General features: G+C 65.3%; 18 protein-coding genes. 7 read left to right on the forward strand and 11 right to left on the reverse strand.

Annotated elements, in window-relative coordinates; genetic code table 11:
- Positions 1–19: 19 nt before the first annotated feature.
- Positions 20–736, reverse strand: a complete 717-nt coding sequence (locus ACEN2S_RS00290) for an EF-hand domain-containing protein (protein ID WP_441860850.1) — start codon at positions 734–736, stop codon at positions 20–22.
- Positions 737–937: 201 nt separating this feature from the next.
- Between ACEN2S_RS00290 and ACEN2S_RS00295 the strand changes: the two genes are divergently transcribed.
- Positions 938–1,369, forward strand: a complete 432-nt coding sequence (locus tag ACEN2S_RS00295) for a DUF983 domain-containing protein (RefSeq protein ID WP_441860852.1) — start codon at positions 938–940, stop codon at positions 1,367–1,369.
- Positions 1,362–2,078, forward strand: coding sequence for an NUDIX hydrolase (locus ACEN2S_RS00300; RefSeq protein ID WP_441860854.1), 717 nt, complete (start codon positions 1,362–1,364; stop codon positions 2,076–2,078). Before ACEN2S_RS00295 ends, ACEN2S_RS00300 begins: the two co-directional genes overlap by 8 nt.
- A gap of 14 nt (positions 2,079–2,092) precedes the next feature.
- Here the strand turns inward: ACEN2S_RS00300 and ACEN2S_RS00305 are convergent, their stop codons facing one another.
- The 6 genes from ACEN2S_RS00305 to ACEN2S_RS00330 all read right to left on the reverse strand — a co-directional run bounded on the left by ACEN2S_RS00305 (position 2,093) and on the right by ACEN2S_RS00330 (position 6,825).
- Complete coding sequence (locus ACEN2S_RS00305; protein ID WP_441860856.1) at positions 2,093–2,989, reverse strand: EamA family transporter; 897 nt, start codon at positions 2,987–2,989, stop codon at positions 2,093–2,095.
- Positions 2,986–3,588 carry a lipocalin family protein gene (locus tag ACEN2S_RS00310; protein WP_441860858.1) on the reverse strand — a complete coding sequence of 201 codons (603 nt, stop codon included), beginning with the start codon at positions 3,586–3,588 and terminating at the stop codon, positions 2,986–2,988. Before ACEN2S_RS00310 ends, ACEN2S_RS00305 begins: the two co-directional genes overlap by 4 nt.
- Positions 3,589–3,595: 7 nt before the next feature.
- Positions 3,596–3,937 carry a hypothetical protein gene (locus ACEN2S_RS00315; protein WP_441860860.1) on the reverse strand — a complete coding sequence of 114 codons (342 nt, stop codon included), beginning with the start codon at positions 3,935–3,937 and terminating at the stop codon, positions 3,596–3,598.
- 8 nt (positions 3,938–3,945) lie between these two features.
- The gene (locus tag ACEN2S_RS00320) at positions 3,946–4,989 is read right to left on the reverse strand and encodes an aldo/keto reductase (RefSeq protein ID WP_441860865.1); all 1,044 of its coding nucleotides are present in this window, start codon (positions 4,987–4,989) and stop codon (positions 3,946–3,948) included.
- Positions 4,990–5,359: 370 nt separating this feature from the next.
- Positions 5,360–6,172 carry a histidinol-phosphatase gene (hisN, locus tag ACEN2S_RS00325; RefSeq protein WP_441860867.1) on the reverse strand — a complete coding sequence of 271 codons (813 nt, stop codon included), beginning with the start codon at positions 6,170–6,172 and terminating at the stop codon, positions 5,360–5,362.
- 290 nt (positions 6,173–6,462) lie between these two features.
- A complete protein-coding gene (locus ACEN2S_RS00330; RefSeq protein WP_441860869.1) occupies positions 6,463–6,825 on the reverse strand; it encodes a helix-turn-helix domain-containing protein in 363 nt (120 codons plus the stop codon).
- A 327-nt stretch (positions 6,826–7,152) separates the two neighbouring features.
- Between ACEN2S_RS00330 and ACEN2S_RS00335 the strand changes: the two genes are divergently transcribed.
- Entirely contained in the window at positions 7,153–8,118 is a 966-nt protein-coding gene (locus ACEN2S_RS00335) for an NADPH:quinone oxidoreductase family protein (RefSeq protein WP_441860871.1), read from the forward strand.
- Positions 8,119–8,210: 92 nt separating this feature from the next.
- Here ACEN2S_RS00335 and ACEN2S_RS00340 read toward each other — a convergent pair whose 3' ends face one another.
- Positions 8,211–9,068 (reverse strand): LysR family transcriptional regulator, encoded by an 858-nt coding sequence (locus tag ACEN2S_RS00340; protein ID WP_441860873.1) that lies wholly within the window; start codon positions 9,066–9,068, stop codon positions 8,211–8,213.
- 166 nt (positions 9,069–9,234) lie between these two features.
- On the opposite strand from ACEN2S_RS00340, the gene ACEN2S_RS00345 reads away from it, so the two are divergent.
- Positions 9,235–9,417 (forward strand): DUF1127 domain-containing protein, encoded by a 183-nt coding sequence (locus tag ACEN2S_RS00345; RefSeq protein WP_441860875.1) that lies wholly within the window; start codon positions 9,235–9,237, stop codon positions 9,415–9,417.
- A 134-nt stretch (positions 9,418–9,551) separates the two neighbouring features.
- Positions 9,552–10,322: a Bax inhibitor-1/YccA family protein gene (locus tag ACEN2S_RS00350; RefSeq protein ID WP_441860877.1), complete on the forward strand. Its 771-nt coding sequence runs from the start codon at positions 9,552–9,554 to the stop codon at positions 10,320–10,322.
- A gap of 72 nt (positions 10,323–10,394) precedes the next feature.
- On the opposite strand, the gene ACEN2S_RS00355 is transcribed toward ACEN2S_RS00350, so the two are convergent.
- Both ACEN2S_RS00355 and ACEN2S_RS00360 read right to left on the reverse strand, forming a co-directional pair.
- Positions 10,395–11,378: a type I glyceraldehyde-3-phosphate dehydrogenase gene (locus ACEN2S_RS00355; protein ID WP_441860879.1), complete on the reverse strand. Its 984-nt coding sequence runs from the start codon at positions 11,376–11,378 to the stop codon at positions 10,395–10,397.
- Between the two features lie 146 nt (positions 11,379–11,524).
- Positions 11,525–12,508 (reverse strand): aldo/keto reductase, encoded by a 984-nt coding sequence (locus ACEN2S_RS00360; RefSeq protein ID WP_441860881.1) that lies wholly within the window; start codon positions 12,506–12,508, stop codon positions 11,525–11,527.
- A 540-nt stretch (positions 12,509–13,048) separates the two neighbouring features.
- Here ACEN2S_RS00360 and ACEN2S_RS00365 point away from each other — a divergent pair.
- Both ACEN2S_RS00365 and ACEN2S_RS00370 read left to right on the forward strand, forming a co-directional pair.
- The gene (locus ACEN2S_RS00365; RefSeq protein WP_441860883.1) at positions 13,049–13,750 is read left to right on the forward strand and encodes a hypothetical protein; all 702 of its coding nucleotides are present in this window, start codon (positions 13,049–13,051) and stop codon (positions 13,748–13,750) included.
- 179 nt (positions 13,751–13,929) lie between these two features.
- A complete protein-coding gene (locus ACEN2S_RS00370) occupies positions 13,930–14,214 on the forward strand; it encodes a hypothetical protein (protein WP_441860885.1) in 285 nt (94 codons plus the stop codon).
- A gap of 491 nt (positions 14,215–14,705) precedes the next feature.
- On the opposite strand, the gene ACEN2S_RS00375 is transcribed toward ACEN2S_RS00370, so the two are convergent.
- Positions 14,706–15,728 carry a hypothetical protein gene (locus ACEN2S_RS00375; protein WP_441860888.1) on the reverse strand — a complete coding sequence of 341 codons (1,023 nt, stop codon included), beginning with the start codon at positions 15,726–15,728 and terminating at the stop codon, positions 14,706–14,708.
- Positions 15,729–15,872 lie beyond the last annotated feature (144 nt).

The raw sequence follows: 15,872 nt of genomic DNA on the forward strand, positions 1-15,872 counted from the left end.
GGGATCCCCCCGTCTCCCATCAGTTCCCGGCAGGGGCCGCATCATCCGAGGGCATGTCTTGCGGCGGCACCGGCGGCTTCATGCGCATGTGATGGCCCTTGCCGTCACGGTCATGGCCCCGGCCATGCTCCCAACCGTCGCGCTTCATGTGATGACCTTCGCCCCCACGCGCGCCGCCCCGCTCCATGCGCTCTTGCATCATCTGAGCAAATTGCGCCTTGCCCGCCTCGAACTCGGCCGCGCTGACGGCACCATCCTTGTCGGTGTCAAAGCGCGCGATCATCCGCTCGGCACCGCCTGCCGGACCCTCGCCCGTCATCATGCCCCGATGACCCCCGCGCGATCCCATCGCCGGGCCTGCAGCAAGCTCGGCCGCCGACAGCTTGCCATCCCCGTCCAGATCAAGGGCCGCCACCTGCGCCTTGGCGCGCGCTTCCACACGGGCCTGCATGTCCTGCATCCGTTGCGCCACCAGTTCTTCAACGCTGATCAGCCCGTCCTTGTCGGCATCCAGCGCCGCCGCGCGCGCCGCGCGCTTGGCGGTGATATCCTCAACCGTCAGCTTGCCGTCGCCGTTGAAATCCAGCGTCGCAAAATCCGGCATCATGCCCATCGGACCGTCGCCCGGCTGTGCCGCCTCCGGCGCCGGCGCGGATTCCTGAGCGAAGCTCGGCACGGCGAAACCCGCACAGGTTGCCAGCAACAGCGCAGCGGTGATCGTGGTTTTCCGGTTCATTCCGTATCTCCTCTTGGGGGGCGCATTTCGTCGCCCTGATACCCGTCAAACGCGGCAGGCCCGGCTTTCCGTCGCAAGATTGCCCGGCCCTCATCCCCGCGACGGCGTAGCGCTTTCCCCCGGCCGATTTTCAGGCGATACTGGCGCGGTCAGATCCGGCGCACAGAGAATGGCCGGTTGCCACATATGAGGATGCCGCCGATGACCGATCTCCATCTGCTTGCCGATGCGGAAGAGCGCCCGATGGGCCAATCGCTGCGCCGTGGTCTGATGCTGCGCTGTCCGGCCTGCGGCAAGGGCCATATGCTGACCGGCTATCTGACGGTGAACGCCGCCTGCCCCGCCTGTGGCGAAGTCCTCTCGCACCACCGGGCCGATGACGGTCCCGCCTATCTGACCATTCTGATCGTCGGGCATCTGATGGCGCCGCTGCTGCTCTGGGCCTTTGTCACCTTCCGGCCCGAGCCGCTGACGCTGATGACCATCTTCATGACCGGCACCGTCGCCCTCTCGCTGTTCTTGCTGCCGCGGTTCAAAGGCATGATCGTGGCGCTGCAATGGGCCAAGGAAATGCATGGCTTTGGCGCCGCCGCGCGGGAAGCGCGCGGGGAACCGGCGTTGGTGAATGACTGAGCCGTCGCCCGCAACCGCGGCACCGCCGGACCGCTCGGCGCTGCGCCATGCGGCCAGCGTGGTGGTGCTGCGCCATGACCTGCCGGGCGGCCCGGCTGTTTTGATGGGGCAACGCGGCGCCAGTGCCGCCTTCATGCCGTCGAAATATGTGTTTCCGGGCGGCGCGGTGGATCCGCAGGATGCGACCGTGCCACTCTGGCAGCCTCTGCCCGCCGCGCTGAGCGCTGCGCTGTCGCAGATGCCCTGCCCCGGCGGGACGCCCCCGGTCACGCCCGAGGCGCTGGCCGCGGCCGCGTTGCGCGAATTGTGGGAAGAGACCGGGCTGATCCTCGGCCATCCGTCGGACTGGCCCGCGGCGGTCCCCGGCGATTGGGCGGGTTTCGCCGCGCGCGGCTACCGCCCCGACGCGCAGGCGCTGCGCTTTGTATTCCGCGCCATCACGCCGACGGGACGGCCGCGCCGCTTTGACGCGCGGTTTTTCATGGTGGAGGCGGCGGCGCTGCGCGGCGATCCTGACGATTTCTCGCAGGCCTGCGATGAGCTGTCGCATCTGCATTGGGTGCCGCTCGATCAGGCGCGCGACCTCAACCTGCCCTTTGTCACCGAAGTGGTGCTGTCGGAGGTGGCCGCCCTCTGCCGGGGCAGCTCGGCCCCCGGGGTGCCGTTCTTTGACAACACCGGCCCCCGCTCACGCTTTTCGCGGCTGTAAGGCCATGGGCCCGCTCAGCCCGCGCCGCCAAAGAGCACGATCAACACAAGGCTTAGCATGACAAGGGCGATGCCCACCCCCTCGCGCCCGCTGAGTTTTTCCTTGAAGACCAGCGCCGAGACCAGAAGCGTGAACACGATCTCGACCTGCCCCAGGGCGCGGACATAGGCGGCGTTTTGCAGCGAAAAGGCGGTGAACCACCCGGCCGAGCCGAGCACTCCCGTCACCCCCACCCAGATCGTGCGCCGCCAGCCGCGCACCACCCGCGCCAACTCGCCGGGTTCGCGCAGCGCCAGATAGAGCGCCATGCCGATGCTTTGACTGAAGGTCACACAGGCCAGCGTCACGATGGCCCGGAGGAAATAGCCCAGCGGCAGCAGTTCCAGCGTTGCTCCGCGGTAGCCGATGGCCGAAAGGCCAAAAAGCCCCCCCGCCAGCACGCCATAGACCGAGGCGCGGCTGAGAAGCCCGCCCCCCTTCGGCCCGCGCGAGAGCATGATCACCCCCGCCAGCCCGATGCCAATCGCGAGCCAGCCCGGCAGGCTGACCGCTTCGCCCAGGATCAGCGCTGAAAAGGCCGCGACCTGCACGGTCTCGGTTTTGGTAAAGGCGACCCCCACCGCGAAATTGCGCAAGGAGAACAGCGCGACGGTCATGAAGGTGGCCGCCACCTGCGCGACCCCCCCCATCAGCGCAAAACCCCAGAAGGCCGCCGACAGATCGGGCATCGGCGTGCCGCTGATGCCCAATGTCAGCGCGGCGGTCAGCGCCGCCAGCGGCGCGCCGAACAGAAAGCGCGAGAAGGTGGCGCCGCCCGTCGAGAGCCCTGCCCCTTTCAGCTGTTTTTGCAGCATGAAGCGCAGCGTCTGCACCAGCGCCGCGCCGAAGGTGATCAGGATCCACAGGCTCATTTCGCGGCCAGCTTGCTCAGATCATAGCCGTTGAACGCCAGCACTTCACGCGCGGCCGCTGTCAGATCGGACCGCCCCATCACGCTGTCGCGCGCGAGGATCATTGCCCAGCCGCCCGAGGGCGTGCCCAGCGCGGCGATGCGGTAATCCTGATCGACCCACATCACATAAATCGGGTCGCGGCCAAAGCCGGTGTCAGGGGTGAAGCGCGCGCCGGGTCCGGTGACCACCGCCGCACCCGAGAGGCGCGCGGGGCGCGCACCCGTGCAATCGGTCCCCGAGAGCACATAGGCCGGGGTGCCGCGCTGCTGCGCCTGCTGCCACTGCTGCTGGGCGCCCGTGCAGCCCGGCGTGTGGCTGGCCACCACGCGCCAGTCACCCGCAAAGCGCGCAGGCTCAAAAATCACCGCCGAGGAAATCCGCACCGCCGGATCGCGCCGCACCTCCGGCGCCGCCGGTTTTTTGGCGCAACCGGCCAGACCCAGCGCCACCGCACCGCAGAGGGCCAGAGCCGCCATCCGCGCCGCCATCCGCGCCGCGCCGCGCGCCGTACCGGGGCGGACAATACCGGGCGCGCCGGGCACCGCATTCATTCGCATCGCGCTATCACTCCACGCATTCCGTGACCCTGAGGCCGCTTGAGGTCAAAATCTCGTTGCACCCCACCAGCGGCTTGAACGGCGCGCAGGTGTTCGACCGCGCCAGACAGGCGCTTTCGCAATCACTGGCGCGCTGACAGCTGCGCCCGGCATCTTTCGGCACGCTTTGGCAAAACAGGCCGCCGCTGCTGCCAAGGCTGCGGTAAATCCCGCCACCCTTTTCGCAGGCCGTACGTTCCATCTGCACGCGCGCGGCCCCCACCGGCGCGGGCGCGGGGGGCGACTGGCGGCAGGCCGCCAGCGCCAGGACCAGCGCCAGCCCGCCGGAGATCAGCACAAACGGGCGCATCCGCAGACTCAATAGGGCAGCGAATGCGCGCGATGCGTGGCTTCCAGCGCCGCGATCACCTCCGGCGGCAGCACCATCTCCGCCGCCGCCAGCGCGGGCTCAAGCTGCGCCACCGAAGTGGCCCCGATGATCGGCACCACCGGGAAGGGACGTTGCATGATCCAGGCAATGGCCATGCTGACCGGGTCCAGCCCCGCCTCGGCCGCGATGCCCACGATGATATCCGCCAAGGCAAAAGCCTGCGGCGTCGCCCGCCCGCCCAGGCTCTCGTTCACCGCCCGGCGGGTGCCCGGCGGCGTCGCATCGCCCGAATATTTGCCGCTGAGAATGCCAACCGCCAGGGGCGAATAGGCCAGCAGCGTCACCTCTTCATGCACCGTCAGCTCGGCCATATCGGTGTCATGCACGCGGTAGAGCAGCGAATATTCGTTCTGCAGCGCGGCCGCGCGGGGGCCATGCCCCTCATCCGCCAGCCGCAGCCATTGCGCCATGCCCCAGGCGCTTTCGTTCGAGAGGCCGAAATGCCGGATCTTGCCCTCATCGCGCAGGGTTTCCAGCATCTCGAGCAGCGCGATCATATCCTCGGTCACCGCCGCCGCCGGGCCCTGACGCCGCGCGTCAAAGTTCCACATCTGGCGGAAGTGATAGCTGCCCCGGTTGGGCCAGTGGATCTGATAGAGGTCGATGTAATCCGTCTGCAGCCTGCGCAGCGAGTCCTCGCAGGCCGCGCGCATCGAGGCCGGGGTGATCGGCGCGCCCTCGCGCAGGACCGAGCCCGCCCCGGTGATCTTGCTGGCCAGCACGATCTGATCGCGCTGCCCGGATTTCGCCAGCCAGGTGCCGATGATCTCTTCGGTCCGGCCCGCGGTCTCGGCTTTGACCGGGTTCACCGGATACATTTCGGCCGTATCAATGAAATTGATCCCCGCCGCCCGGGCGTGATCGATCTGGGCATGGCCCTCGGCTTCGGTATTCTGCGAGCCCCAGGTCATCGACCCCAGGCACAAAGCACTGATTTCAAGGCCGGTACGGCCCAGCTGAACGGTTTTCATGGAGATCTCCGGCAAGCTGCGCCCCATGGCGCGACCGCGCGAACCTGCCATAGCGCGGCCCCGGGTTAAAGACCTGATATTGCACGGGGGGCCGGCCCGCCCAAAGCCGTGGGGCAGCGGACCGCCATGCTGCGGCGCGCCCGCAGGCAAAGACCGGGCATCCGCGCTGGGTTTTTTGCGCGGGCGATAGGCTTGCGGCGCCACGGCAGACGCGGGCGCCGGGGAAAGCCGGGCCCGGCCGCGCGCAGGCCGCGCCGGTGTCACAGGGCCAGTGGCACAAGGCCCGTGTCACAAGGCCCGTGTCACAGGGCCAGCGCCAAGGGGCCGTCGCGTCCACGCATCGGGTGCCGCCGGGCAGGCGGCCGCGGCCTCAGCGGTTCAAAAGGGCCATCGCTTCGGCGTGAATCGCGGCATTCGCCGCGGCGAGGATCTGCCCGCCCTGCGGCGCAGGCCGCCCCTGCCAATCGGTCACCACGCCGCCCGCCGCCTCAATCACCGCAATCGGCGCCTGCACATCGTAGGGTTGCAAACCCGCCTCGATCACCAGATCGACATGCCCCCCCGCCAGCAGCGCATAGCCATAGCAATCCATCCCATAGCGGGTCAGCCGCGCCTGAGCGCTGACACGGCGAAAAGCCGCCCCTTCCGCCTCGGTGCCGACCTCGGGAAAGGTCGAGAGCAGGATCGCCTGCGCCAAAGGCCGCGCCGGACGGGTCTTCAGCGCGCGCGTGCCTTGCGGGCCCTGCATGGCAGAGCGGCCAAAGCCCCCCTCAAACCGCTCGCCGATATAGGGCTGGTCGATCAGCCCATAGACCGGCCCCTGTTCATCGGCGATCGAGATCAGGACGCCCCAGGTCGGCGTGCCGGACAAATAGCCCCGGGTGCCGTCAATCGGATCCAGCACCCAGGTCAGACCGGAGCTGCCCGCTTTCGGCCCGAATTCCTCGCCCAGAATGGCGTCCTGCGGCCGACGGGCGGCCAGAATGTCCCGCATCGCCTGCTCGGAGGCACGGTCTGCGACGGTGACCGGGTCAAAGCGCTCGGTCTCTTTCGTCTCGGCGCTCAGATCCTCGGCGCGGAAATGCTGCAGCGTTTCGCGCCGCGCCGCATCGGCCAGCGCCGCGGCGGTGGTGATGATCTCTTGGCGATCTGCCGCGCTCAGGCGGTCGGCGGTACGGCTCATGGGCATCCCTCGGGCTGAAACATCGCCCAAAGCGGTAGCGGCGCCCCTGCCCCCGGTCAAGTCATTGAAGGCGGCGCAAAACCAAACGGCCCGCCGGGAGGGGGCGAGCCGTTTATGAGCGGTCTTCGGTGGCGGCAGCCGATTGGCATCTGGCCTGCGCCCAAGGGATCGTCATGGCTGATGTGCGCAAGGCGTCCGGCAAAACCGACATGTCGTCAGAGGGGCGAGACGGCGGATCGGCGCTGCCCCATCGGGCGGATCGGCGTACAGGGTCAGGGGGCCGGCGGTTTTCAGGCCGCGTCCGAGAGCACCTTCGCCAGATCGAACAGGCGGCGGCGTTGCGCCTCGGGAATGGCATAATAGGACCGCACCAGCATCAGCGCTTCTTTATCGGCCAGAATATCGCCGGAAACGTCGTATTTGGCTGTGCCTTCGGTTTCGATACCCTCGAAGAAGAAGCTGATCGGCACTTCGACCGCTTCCGCGATGTCCCACAGCCGCGAGGCAGAGACGCGGTTCATGCCGGTCTCATACTTCTGAATCTGCTGAAACTTGATCCCAACCGCGTCGGCCAGCTGCTGTTGCGTCATCCCAATCATCCAACGGCGGTGACGAATGCGTTTGCCGACGTGAATATCTACCGGATGTTTCATTTATTACTCCTACAATCGCGGACAATCTAGGGTTGGATCCGCTTCGAACTAGTTACCACCGGAGGGATAGTTAGGAACCTGCCAAAAAAGATAAGTACCTGCCCCAGTACACGGCCGCAAAAGCGAATTTTGCCAAATTGAGGCCGCCGACAGCCGCACATCCTATGCGTGTTTTGCAAAATGCAATTCATTTTGCAACTGCCCCTAGGGAAGCCGGTCACCGCGCAGCCGCAGCAAAAGCCGCGGGGCGGCGCAAGCGATTCGCGCTTGGGGGCACCGGCAGACTATGGTCGTATGACGTGACATCTGGCCGACAAAAGGAAGAGCATGCGCGCCTATCACCTGAGCACCGCTGGCACTGCGCCCACGCTGACCACGCTGCCCCGCCCGGCGCCGGGACCCGGCGAGGCCCTGTTGCGCATCGAATGCTGCGGTCTGAATTTTGCCGATCTCTTGATGATCGAGGGGCGCTATCAGGACACCCCGGCCGCGCCCTTCACCCTCGGGATGGAATGGGCCGGGGTTGTTGAGGCACTGGGGCCCGGCACCGAGGGACCGGCACCGGGAACGCGGGTGGCCGCTGTCGCCGGACAGGGCGGGCTCGCGGAATGGGGTGTTGTGGCGGCCAACCGCTGCATTCCCTTGCCCGATGCCATGGGTTTTGATCAGGCCGCCGCCTTCCAGATTGCCTATGGCACGAGCCATCTTGCCCTGACGCACCGTGCGCAGGTGCGGCCGGGCGAGACGGTGGTGGTGCTGGGCGCGTCGGGCGGGGTCGGGCTGACGGCGGTGGAACTGGCGGCGCGCATGGGCGCCCGGGTGATCGCGGTGGCCCGCGGCGCGGACAAGCTGGCCGTCGCGCAGGCCGCCGGGGCGGAGCGGCTGATCGACGCGGATCACCCGGATATGAAGGCCGCCCTCAAGGCCGCGGGCGGCGGCGATGTCGTCTATGATGCGGTGGGGGGCGCCTTGGGTGAAGCGGCGCTCGCGGCACTGCGGCCGGGCGGGCGCTATCTGGTGATCGGTTTTGCCTCGGGCGATATTCCGCGGGTGAAGCTGAATCACATGCTGGTCAAGAACCAGACGCTGCATGGCATCTATTGGGGCGGGTATATGGTGCTGGACCCCGAGGTGATGCGGGCGGGGATGTCGGAATTGTTCGCGATGTTCGCCGAGGGCGGGCTGGAGCCGCATATCAGCCACCTGCTCCCCCTGCATCGGGTGGCCGAGGGGCTGGACATGCTGCGGCACCGGCGCGCAACGGGCAAGATCGTGGTGACGATGCGGGACTGAGCCCCGGCGGGGGCGCCGGGGGCGATCTGCGCCTCCGGCGGGGATATTTTCAATCAGGCAAAGTCAGGGGTTTTGCGATCGCGCGGCCGCGGTCAAAGCGGCATGCCATAGGCCGCGCGCAATTCGGCACGCAGCGCATCGGCCAGTTCGCCCCGCGCCTGACCGCTGTCATAGAGGCAGATCTGCGAGGCGCCGAGGTCCGGCAGGCCCTGCTCCGCCCCCCATTCAATGCAATGGACGGGCGCGCAGCCCTCCATCCGGACCGTCACCCCGAGACCCGCGGCCACCGTCGCCTCGACCACGGTTTCGCTGTCGCCATCAAAGGCGCTTTCCCAGGCGATGCCCGCCGCATCCAGCGCCGCATGCGCCACCGGCCGGAAGAAGCAGGTTTCCTTGAAGGCCAGACGCAGCGGCCGCGCCGCATAGGCAATACTGTCCGCCGCCCCCACCCAGATCAGCCGCCGCGCGGCCAGCACCTCGGCCTGCGGATCGGGGCGCTGCTCGGTGGTCAGGATCAGGTCATAATCACCACGCGCGAACCCCTCCTTGAGGGTCTTGGTGTAAGAGGAGACCAGATTGATCCGCATCTTCGGCCAGCCCGAGGAGAGGCGTTTGAGAATGCCGGGCATTTGCGGCGCCACGATATCATAGGGCACCCCCAGCCGCAGTTCCTGCTCGAAGGCCTGCGGCGCGAGGCTCATCAGCGCCTCATCGTTCAGGGCCAGCATCCGCCGCGCATAAGAGATCAATTGCTCCCCCGCGCGCGAGGGCTCCATCTTGCGCGCGGCCCGGGTGAAGAGATCGATGCCGAGGTTTTCCTCCAGCCGCCGGATCTGCATCGACACCGCCGATTGTGTCAGGTTCAGCATCGAGGCGGCACGGGTCACCCCGCCCGCATCGGCCACTGCGACAATAGCGCGCAGCGCGGAGGTATCGAGGTTGCGCGGCATATCAGACTCCGTGATCAAAAGCATAACAATCATTCGTTTTCATGATGAACTTATTTCGGCGATAAATCAAGTATCGGCATGAGTGCCGAAGGTTCATCACGAAACGGAAAGGAAAACCATGGAACGCGCCCTGCCCCGAAGCCGGTCCGCCAGACCGCAATCGCGCTTGTATTCCTGGGTTCTGCGCATCTTCGGACAAGCCGGGCTCGCGCGGCAGCGCCGCCAGCTGGCCGAGCTTGAGCCGCATCTGCTGCGCGACATCGGGTTGACGGCCGATGAGGCGCAGACCGAAGCCGCGCGGCCGCGCTGGGACGCCCCCGCACATTGGATCCGGCGCGACATTCCCTGAGCCTCTCCAAAGCCGCGGAAACCCCCCGCTCTTTTGCAGCGAAAGTCTTGAATTCGCAGCCCGTCCCTCCAATATGCTGAACTGGGACGGGATCGGCGCCCGCCGGGGCCCTGCCAGAGTAAACGGAGGCTGTTATGGCAGACTATAACTCAATCCGCGCCGGCCAGGCCGGCGCCCGCCGCGTGAGCATTGACGAAGGCCTGCGCACGCATATGAACAAAGTCTACGGTCTGATGTCCGTGGGCATGATCATCACGGCTGTCGCTGCCTGGCTGATGGCCAGCCTGGCGATTTCCGCCGACCCGACGCCCTATCAGATCGGGTCGAGCACCTATCTGACCGAATTCGGCCGCACGCTGTTCATGTCGCCGCTGAAATGGGTGATCATGTTCGCGCCGCTCGCCGTGGTTTTCGCCTTTGGCGCCATGCTGAACCGGATGTCGGTTGCCACCGCGCAGGCGGTGTTCCTCGGTTATGCCGCACTGATGGGGATCTCGATCTCGTGGATCTTCGCGGTCTACACCGGCTTCTCGATCGTGCAGACCTTCCTGATCACCGCGATCTCCTTCGCCGGTCTGTCGCTCTGGGGCTATACCACCAAGCGTGACCTGTCGGGCATGGGCACCTTCCTGATGATGGGTCTGATCGGCCTGCTGGTGGCTTCGGTCGTGAACATCTTCCTGGCCTCGTCGGCCGTGCAATTCGCGATCTCGGTGATCGGCGTGCTGATCTTTGCGGGCCTGACCGCGTTCGACACGCAGAACATCAAGAACACCTATCTGGAAATGGCGCATTCGGGCGAGGAATTCCTGGGCAAATCCGCCATCATGGGCGCGCTTCGGCTCTACCTCGACTTCCTGAACATGTTCATGTTCCTGCTGCAATTCTTCGGCAACCGCAACTAAGCGTCCCTGCCGCGAGAGATTGGAAAACCCCGCCTCACGGCGGGGTTTTTTCGTTTTCGGCGGCGGGGCGCGTCAGCCCATCCGCAGGGCAATATCCAGCATGCGGTTGGAAAAGCCCCATTCATTGTCATACCAGCCATAGACCCGCACGAGGCCGCCCGCCGTGACCCGCGTCTCGGGCGTGGCCATCACGATGCTTTCGGGACGCGCGCGCAGATCGGTGCTGACCAGCGGTCCGTCAATCGCGCCGATCACCCCGCCCGCCGCGTGAAAGGCCGCGTTCAGCTCGGCCGCCGTCGCCGGACGCTCCAGCAGCACCGTCAGATCCACCGCCGAGACAGAGGCCACCGGCACCCGCACCGCCGAGCCTTCGATCCGCCCCGCCACCTCGGGGAGCACCAAATCGAGGAGACGCTGGGCCGAGGTGGTGGTGGGCACCATCGACAAGGCCGCCGCGCGCGACCGCGCATAATTGGCGGCTGGCGCGTCCACCGTCGGCTGGCTGCCGGTGTAGCAGTGAATGGTGGTCATCGAGCCGGTCACCACGCCCCAACGGTCGTTCAAGAGCCGCACGAGGGGCGCCAGCGCATTGGTGGTGCAAGAGGCGTTGGAGACGATCTTCTGATCGGCAAGACCTGCGTCATTCGCCCCCAGCACCACGGTATAATCCGCCACCGCCGAAGGCCCCGAAATCAGCACCCGCCCGGCCCCTGCCATCATGCCCTGGCTCGCGATATCATGCCGGTCGCCGCGCCCGGTGCATTCCAGCACCAGATCGACGCCGGACAGATCCAGCTCGGTCAGATCGGGGACCCGGTGCAGCGCGATGCTATGGCCGTTCACCTTCAGCGCACCGCCCTCTTGCACCACGCTGCCCGGAAACGGCCCAAAGACGCTGTCGTATTGAAAAAGGTAGGCGCACATTTCCGGCGCGGCGATGTCATTGATGCCGACAATCTCCAGCCCGGGCCACATCCCCTGCGGCTGCCCCTGCAGCCAGGCCCGCAGCACCGAGCGGCCGATCCGTCCAAAGCCATTGATGAACACTTTGACCATCGTGATCCTCCTTGCCGAACAAGGGCTCCGCGCAAGGACTGCGACGCGAGACCTCGCCCGGTTTTAGGAAGAAAGCCCCCGCAGGAACAGGGCAACTTTGACATGGGTACAACTTCGCGCGGGCCGGAGGCCTGCCCCGGGCCGCCTCAGCAATATTCTTCGACCGAGACCCGCTGTGCTTCGCCATAGCGCGCGCCCTGCGCGAAACCCGGCGGCAGCAGGCGGTCGATCTCGGCCCATTCCTCCGGCGTGAAGATCAGCGCATCGGCCCCGGCCCAATCGGCCAGATGCTCGGCCGTGCGGGTGCCGGGGATCGGCAGCATGCCCCCCGGTTGTTGCAGCACCCAGGCCATGGCCGCCGCGGCGACATTCCAGCCGCGCGCCTGACAGAACGCCCGGAACCCCGCGATGAGACGCTGATTCACCTCAAAATTCGGCGCGATAAAGCGGGGATTGCTGCGGCGGAAATCGCCGGGGGGAAAGCTCGCCTGCTCCAACGGCTCTTGCGAAAAGATCCCGCGGCCCAGCGGCGAGAACGGCACGAAGGCAATGCCCAGATCGGCGCAGGCACGGGTCACCCCCAGCTCGGGCTGCCGCGTCCAGAGCGAATATTCGTTCTGCACCGCGCGGCAGGGCAAAAGCGCATGCATCGCCCGGATCGTCGACGGCGCGACTTCGCTCAGCCCATAGCCGCCGATCTTCCCCTCGCCCATGAAACGTTCCAGCGTCTCGGCCAAGGCCTCATGCGGCACGCCGGGATCGCGGCGGTGGATGTAGAACAGCTCCACCCGCTCGCGCCCCAACCGCCGCAGCGAGGCCTCCAGCTCGCCGCGCAGATGCTCGGCGCTGTTGTCGATGCGCCGGGGCGGTCCCGAGATGATCGAGGCCTTGGTCGCCAGCACGATCTCGTGCTTGCGGCGGGCAAGCCATTCCCCCAGCACGGTTTCCGAGACGCCCATGCCATAGATATTGGCGGTGTCGTAAAAGGTGATGCCGTGGTCCCAGGCCGCGTCCAGACAGCGCAGGCTCTCGGCCAATCCGGTGGGGCCATACATGCCGCCAAAGGACATGCAGCCCAACCCGATCGCCGAGACCATTGGCCCGCCCTGCCCCAATTGCCGCTGTTGCATGGTCACTATCCTTTTTCTGATCGCGGGGATTTGGCTACAGACCCGCCCGGGGGTCAACCCGCTGCCCGGCAATTGCGGCCCCTGCCCGCCACAGGCGCTCCGCATTGCCCGCAAAACGCGCATCCTTCGGGCATTTCCCCGCGACACCGCCCCGGGGGCAGCTTCCGTCGGGGCAACTTCCTTGGGGGCGGTGATTGGCAAAAGCCGCCAGAGGGCCCCTCGCGTCGGCGGCAGAAAACGAAGCGTCACGTTGCCGTGATGGGGCGGGGTATCCGGCGCCGAAGCGGCCCCCCAAGCCGCCGCGCAGGTGAGGTTTGCCCCAAGTATTGTTGATGAAATGCGCGCATTGGTAGAATTTTAGGCAATAAAGTACGAAAGTTTCAGCCATTAGTTGCAGTCATATTGACAATGTATCTCATTTTTCGTCTCCTGGTTGTGCTCGGGGGGGTGTTCGTAAGTTTGTTAGTGATTGAGGGGCGGCACATGCGTGCCGCCATCATGCTCATTGCAGGCTCATCACCCATGCGAGGAACGGAATGAATGAAGAACAAAGACGCCCCCTACGAAATCGCCCCTCGTCATGAGGAATTGGGAGGACGGACCTCACCGCTCCTGCTGGAAAAACCCGTCAACGCTGGCCCCCTCACGGAACTGCAGGGATTAACGGGGCGGCTGGTCAGAAAGCTGGCCGAAACGCTCCAGTTCGCGCCCGGCGGCTTGCGTCAGCCGGCCGAAGTGCAAAAGCCGCGACATCCGGCGGACGTGCGCGGTTTGCGCTGGACGCGCCAGGGCAGAGTGGAAGTCAACCGCCTGATCAATCCGGCCTTGCTGAAGAATGGCGTCGCGCTGTTTTGCGGTGAGAACAACGCTGAAATGCGCAAGCTCCGGGATTGGTATGAGGAATATGGCGGCGCCGCCATCGTCGTGGAAGAGAAATCTCCGCCGCTGGACTGGCTCGCCGAAAACTACGCCACGCTCGATTTCTGCTTTGTCGACTCAGATTACGTCGGGGAAGTGGAAAGCCTCGTCGATCTCGGCCTCAGGCTGCGGGTCCTGGCGCCGCGGCTGCCGATCATCATGGGCTCACGTCGCGTGACCGCCAATGATTTTTCGGTCGAACGTATCGCAATCTGCGACACAACGCTGAAGATGCCGGTCAGCCAAACGGCTTTCTTGCTGGGCATCCAATCGGAGCTGCAGAACAACAAATATTCGCAAGATCGGCAAAGCAAGATGCCATGAGGTTGCTCACCTCTCGTCACGCGAGACGACCTTGGTTGGGTGGCGCCGCACGGCACCACGTATCGCTTTATCCTTTTGCCGGATGGGATCGCGCCGCTGCGCGCAGGCATTCGGCAAGCTTGCCATGATTGTATGCCATGCGAACAGCTCACGACGTTCTCTCCTGTCTTTGGGACACTTTGGCCTTTCTGGATAGCGGCGACGGCGCGCTTCCGAGAAATTCCGTTTTGCGCCACCAGATCATCGCGCGCGCGGTCGCGTTTGAGGCCTATGGGCGCGGGATTGACAACGATCTTGCAGCCGCGCGCCTCGGCAAAATGGTCGACGACTGTGCGTTGGACCTTTTCCTCCTTTGGGGGGCGCAGGAAGAGATGGCCGTGCTGGTGTTTCTGGAGGAAATTGGCCTGAAGGATGCGGCGGGCATGCCTGCCCAGATTCCTCAATGGCTCGAGAGGCAAATGTGACGCCGGGCTATCCCAAAGCCGTCAGGCCGCACGGGCACCGGCATGGTGACAACACTGCCTGACACGCAGTACTCTCGCCTGCATTTTCAGCGCGCCAGACCGAAAGCCGCGAAAAATCACAGCCTCTCTTTTCAGCCATATTGACAATTTTTTTCCAGAATAGATAGCTTCAGGAAGATGCCCTTTTGCGGATCACGCCACGGGCATCTGAAAATCAGATCAAAAATCACCTAGGCGAAAGCCGTCGCGAAACCGCCACAACCACCTGTTAAGAAATCACTATCTACATGCCGCGAGGCGAAGAGAATGACCTGCTGCGAAGATGCCAGCGCGTCGGGAACTGAAGAAAGGTAGCGCGTCATGAGAACCTCACGCGTTGTTCTTGATTGCCTTTTTGACACAATTTCATCGTTGGACCAGGGCCCCTGCGCCATTCGCAAAGGGTCGCCTCTCAGGCATCAGGTCATCGCGAGAGCCGTTGCCGAAGCGGCCTATGGGCAGAGCGTGAGCGACAATCTGGCTGCGGCCCGCCTTGGCAAGATCATTGATGAGAGCGCGGTAGGATTGCACTCTCTTTTGGGAAGCCCAGCACAGAGAGCCGCCCTGGATTTCTTTGAAGAAATCGGCTTGAAAAAGGCCGCCGGACTGGTCGACTGACTGACCTGCCCCGCGGGGTGATGTTGCGGCCATTTCTCGCGAAAAAATCCATCGGAGATCCCCACAAACACCCGCGCCACATCGGGCAGCGCGGGCAGCCGGTCTTCCTCAAGATTCCTCTCAAAAAAGCAGCCATCGGCATATTCGGACGCGGCAAACCCGTAGAAGGGCGTGCTATGTTCGCGCGCCAGCAGGTTTGCCGCCCGCAGCGCGTGGCAGGCGACAGCGGCGAAATGGACCGGGGAGAATTCCACTCCCGCCGCACTTCCGCAGTGGATCGGCTCGCGCGCGAGAGACCGGCGCAGGTTCATCTGCCCGACCCCGACCGCATGCGCCGCGTCATTGCCGCGCCGGATCCTGGGCACCGGGTCGATGGCCGACATTTCCGACAGCGCGGCCAGCGCGCGGATCGCGGTCTCGATCGTGGTGCCGAAATCGGGGCCATCCATTGTCGCCGCGACGTTCAAACTGCCGAGATTGCAGGAAATATCGCGGCCCAGATGAGCATATCTCAGATCCTCGTTGAAGGCTGAGGCCTCCTTGACCTGCACGATCTCCGGGCACAGGCGTGACACCGTGATCCGCCCCCCCCCCCAATCGGGTTCGCGCAGCCCTGCCGTGTTCCCGGATTGTGAACCAAAGAACGCAACGCGCAGTTCGTCATCTCCGAAGAACACAACGCCCGATTCCATAAGAAATACCTGACTCTGCCGCGGATTCTCGACGCGTTTGATCTTCACGGGCAGACCGCATCGGCACTCCTGAGGGCAAAAGGCATTCGACCCTTCAGCCCGGACGGAGGCGATTACGGCAAGATCTACCTTCGCAGCGCGGCGGAAGCCGTGTTGAAACGCCATCGCGGGTGAGCGCTCGCGCTCTATGCCCCATCAGGTGGGAACCGACGGGATTCTGCAATCCACAAGTTTAATCACATGAATAACAGAGACTTATCAGCATAAAGCGGGGCCGCCAACAGAACAGGCTTGACAGGGGTGTGCGCG

This window comes from Phaeovulum sp. W22_SRMD_FR3 (genome assembly GCF_052113705.1).
Lineage (GTDB): Bacteria > Pseudomonadota > Alphaproteobacteria > Rhodobacterales > Rhodobacteraceae > JBGQOG01.

Excerpts from the sequence above, each read along its gene's own strand:
- ACEN2S_RS00360 (WP_441860881.1), bottom strand. The coding sequence starts at position 12,508 with ATGCAACAGCGGCAATTGGGGCAGGGCGGGCCAATGGTCTCGGCGATC.
- ACEN2S_RS00310 (WP_441860858.1), bottom strand. The coding sequence starts at position 3,588 with ATGCGAATGAATGCGGTGCCCGGCGCGCCCGGTATTGTCCGCCCCGGT.
- ACEN2S_RS00315 (WP_441860860.1), bottom strand. The coding sequence starts at position 3,937 with ATGCGCCCGTTTGTGCTGATCTCCGGCGGGCTGGCGCTGGTCCTGGCG.
- ACEN2S_RS00365 (WP_441860883.1), top strand. The coding sequence starts at position 13,049 with ATGAAGAACAAAGACGCCCCCTACGAAATCGCCCCTCGTCATGAGGAA.
- ACEN2S_RS00330 (WP_441860869.1), bottom strand. The coding sequence starts at position 6,825 with ATGAAACATCCGGTAGATATTCACGTCGGCAAACGCATTCGTCACCGC.
- ACEN2S_RS00290 (WP_441860850.1), bottom strand. The coding sequence starts at position 736 with ATGAACCGGAAAACCACGATCACCGCTGCGCTGTTGCTGGCAACCTGT.
- ACEN2S_RS00340 (WP_441860873.1), bottom strand. The coding sequence starts at position 9,068 with ATGCCGCGCAACCTCGATACCTCCGCGCTGCGCGCTATTGTCGCAGTG.
- ACEN2S_RS00375 (WP_441860888.1), bottom strand. The coding sequence starts at position 15,728 with ATGGCGTTTCAACACGGCTTCCGCCGCGCTGCGAAGGTAGATCTTGCC.
- ACEN2S_RS00350 (WP_441860877.1), top strand. The coding sequence starts at position 9,552 with ATGGCAGACTATAACTCAATCCGCGCCGGCCAGGCCGGCGCCCGCCGC.
- ACEN2S_RS00305 (WP_441860856.1), bottom strand. The coding sequence starts at position 2,989 with ATGAGCCTGTGGATCCTGATCACCTTCGGCGCGGCGCTGGTGCAGACG.
- ACEN2S_RS00295 (WP_441860852.1), top strand. The coding sequence starts at position 938 with ATGACCGATCTCCATCTGCTTGCCGATGCGGAAGAGCGCCCGATGGGC.
- ACEN2S_RS00335 (WP_441860871.1), top strand. The coding sequence starts at position 7,153 with ATGCGCGCCTATCACCTGAGCACCGCTGGCACTGCGCCCACGCTGACC.
- ACEN2S_RS00300 (WP_441860854.1), top strand. The coding sequence starts at position 1,362 with ATGACTGAGCCGTCGCCCGCAACCGCGGCACCGCCGGACCGCTCGGCG.
- hisN (WP_441860867.1), bottom strand. The coding sequence starts at position 6,172 with ATGAGCCGTACCGCCGACCGCCTGAGCGCGGCAGATCGCCAAGAGATC.
- ACEN2S_RS00355 (WP_441860879.1), bottom strand. The coding sequence starts at position 11,378 with ATGGTCAAAGTGTTCATCAATGGCTTTGGACGGATCGGCCGCTCGGTG.
- ACEN2S_RS00320 (WP_441860865.1), bottom strand. The coding sequence starts at position 4,989 with ATGAAAACCGTTCAGCTGGGCCGTACCGGCCTTGAAATCAGTGCTTTG.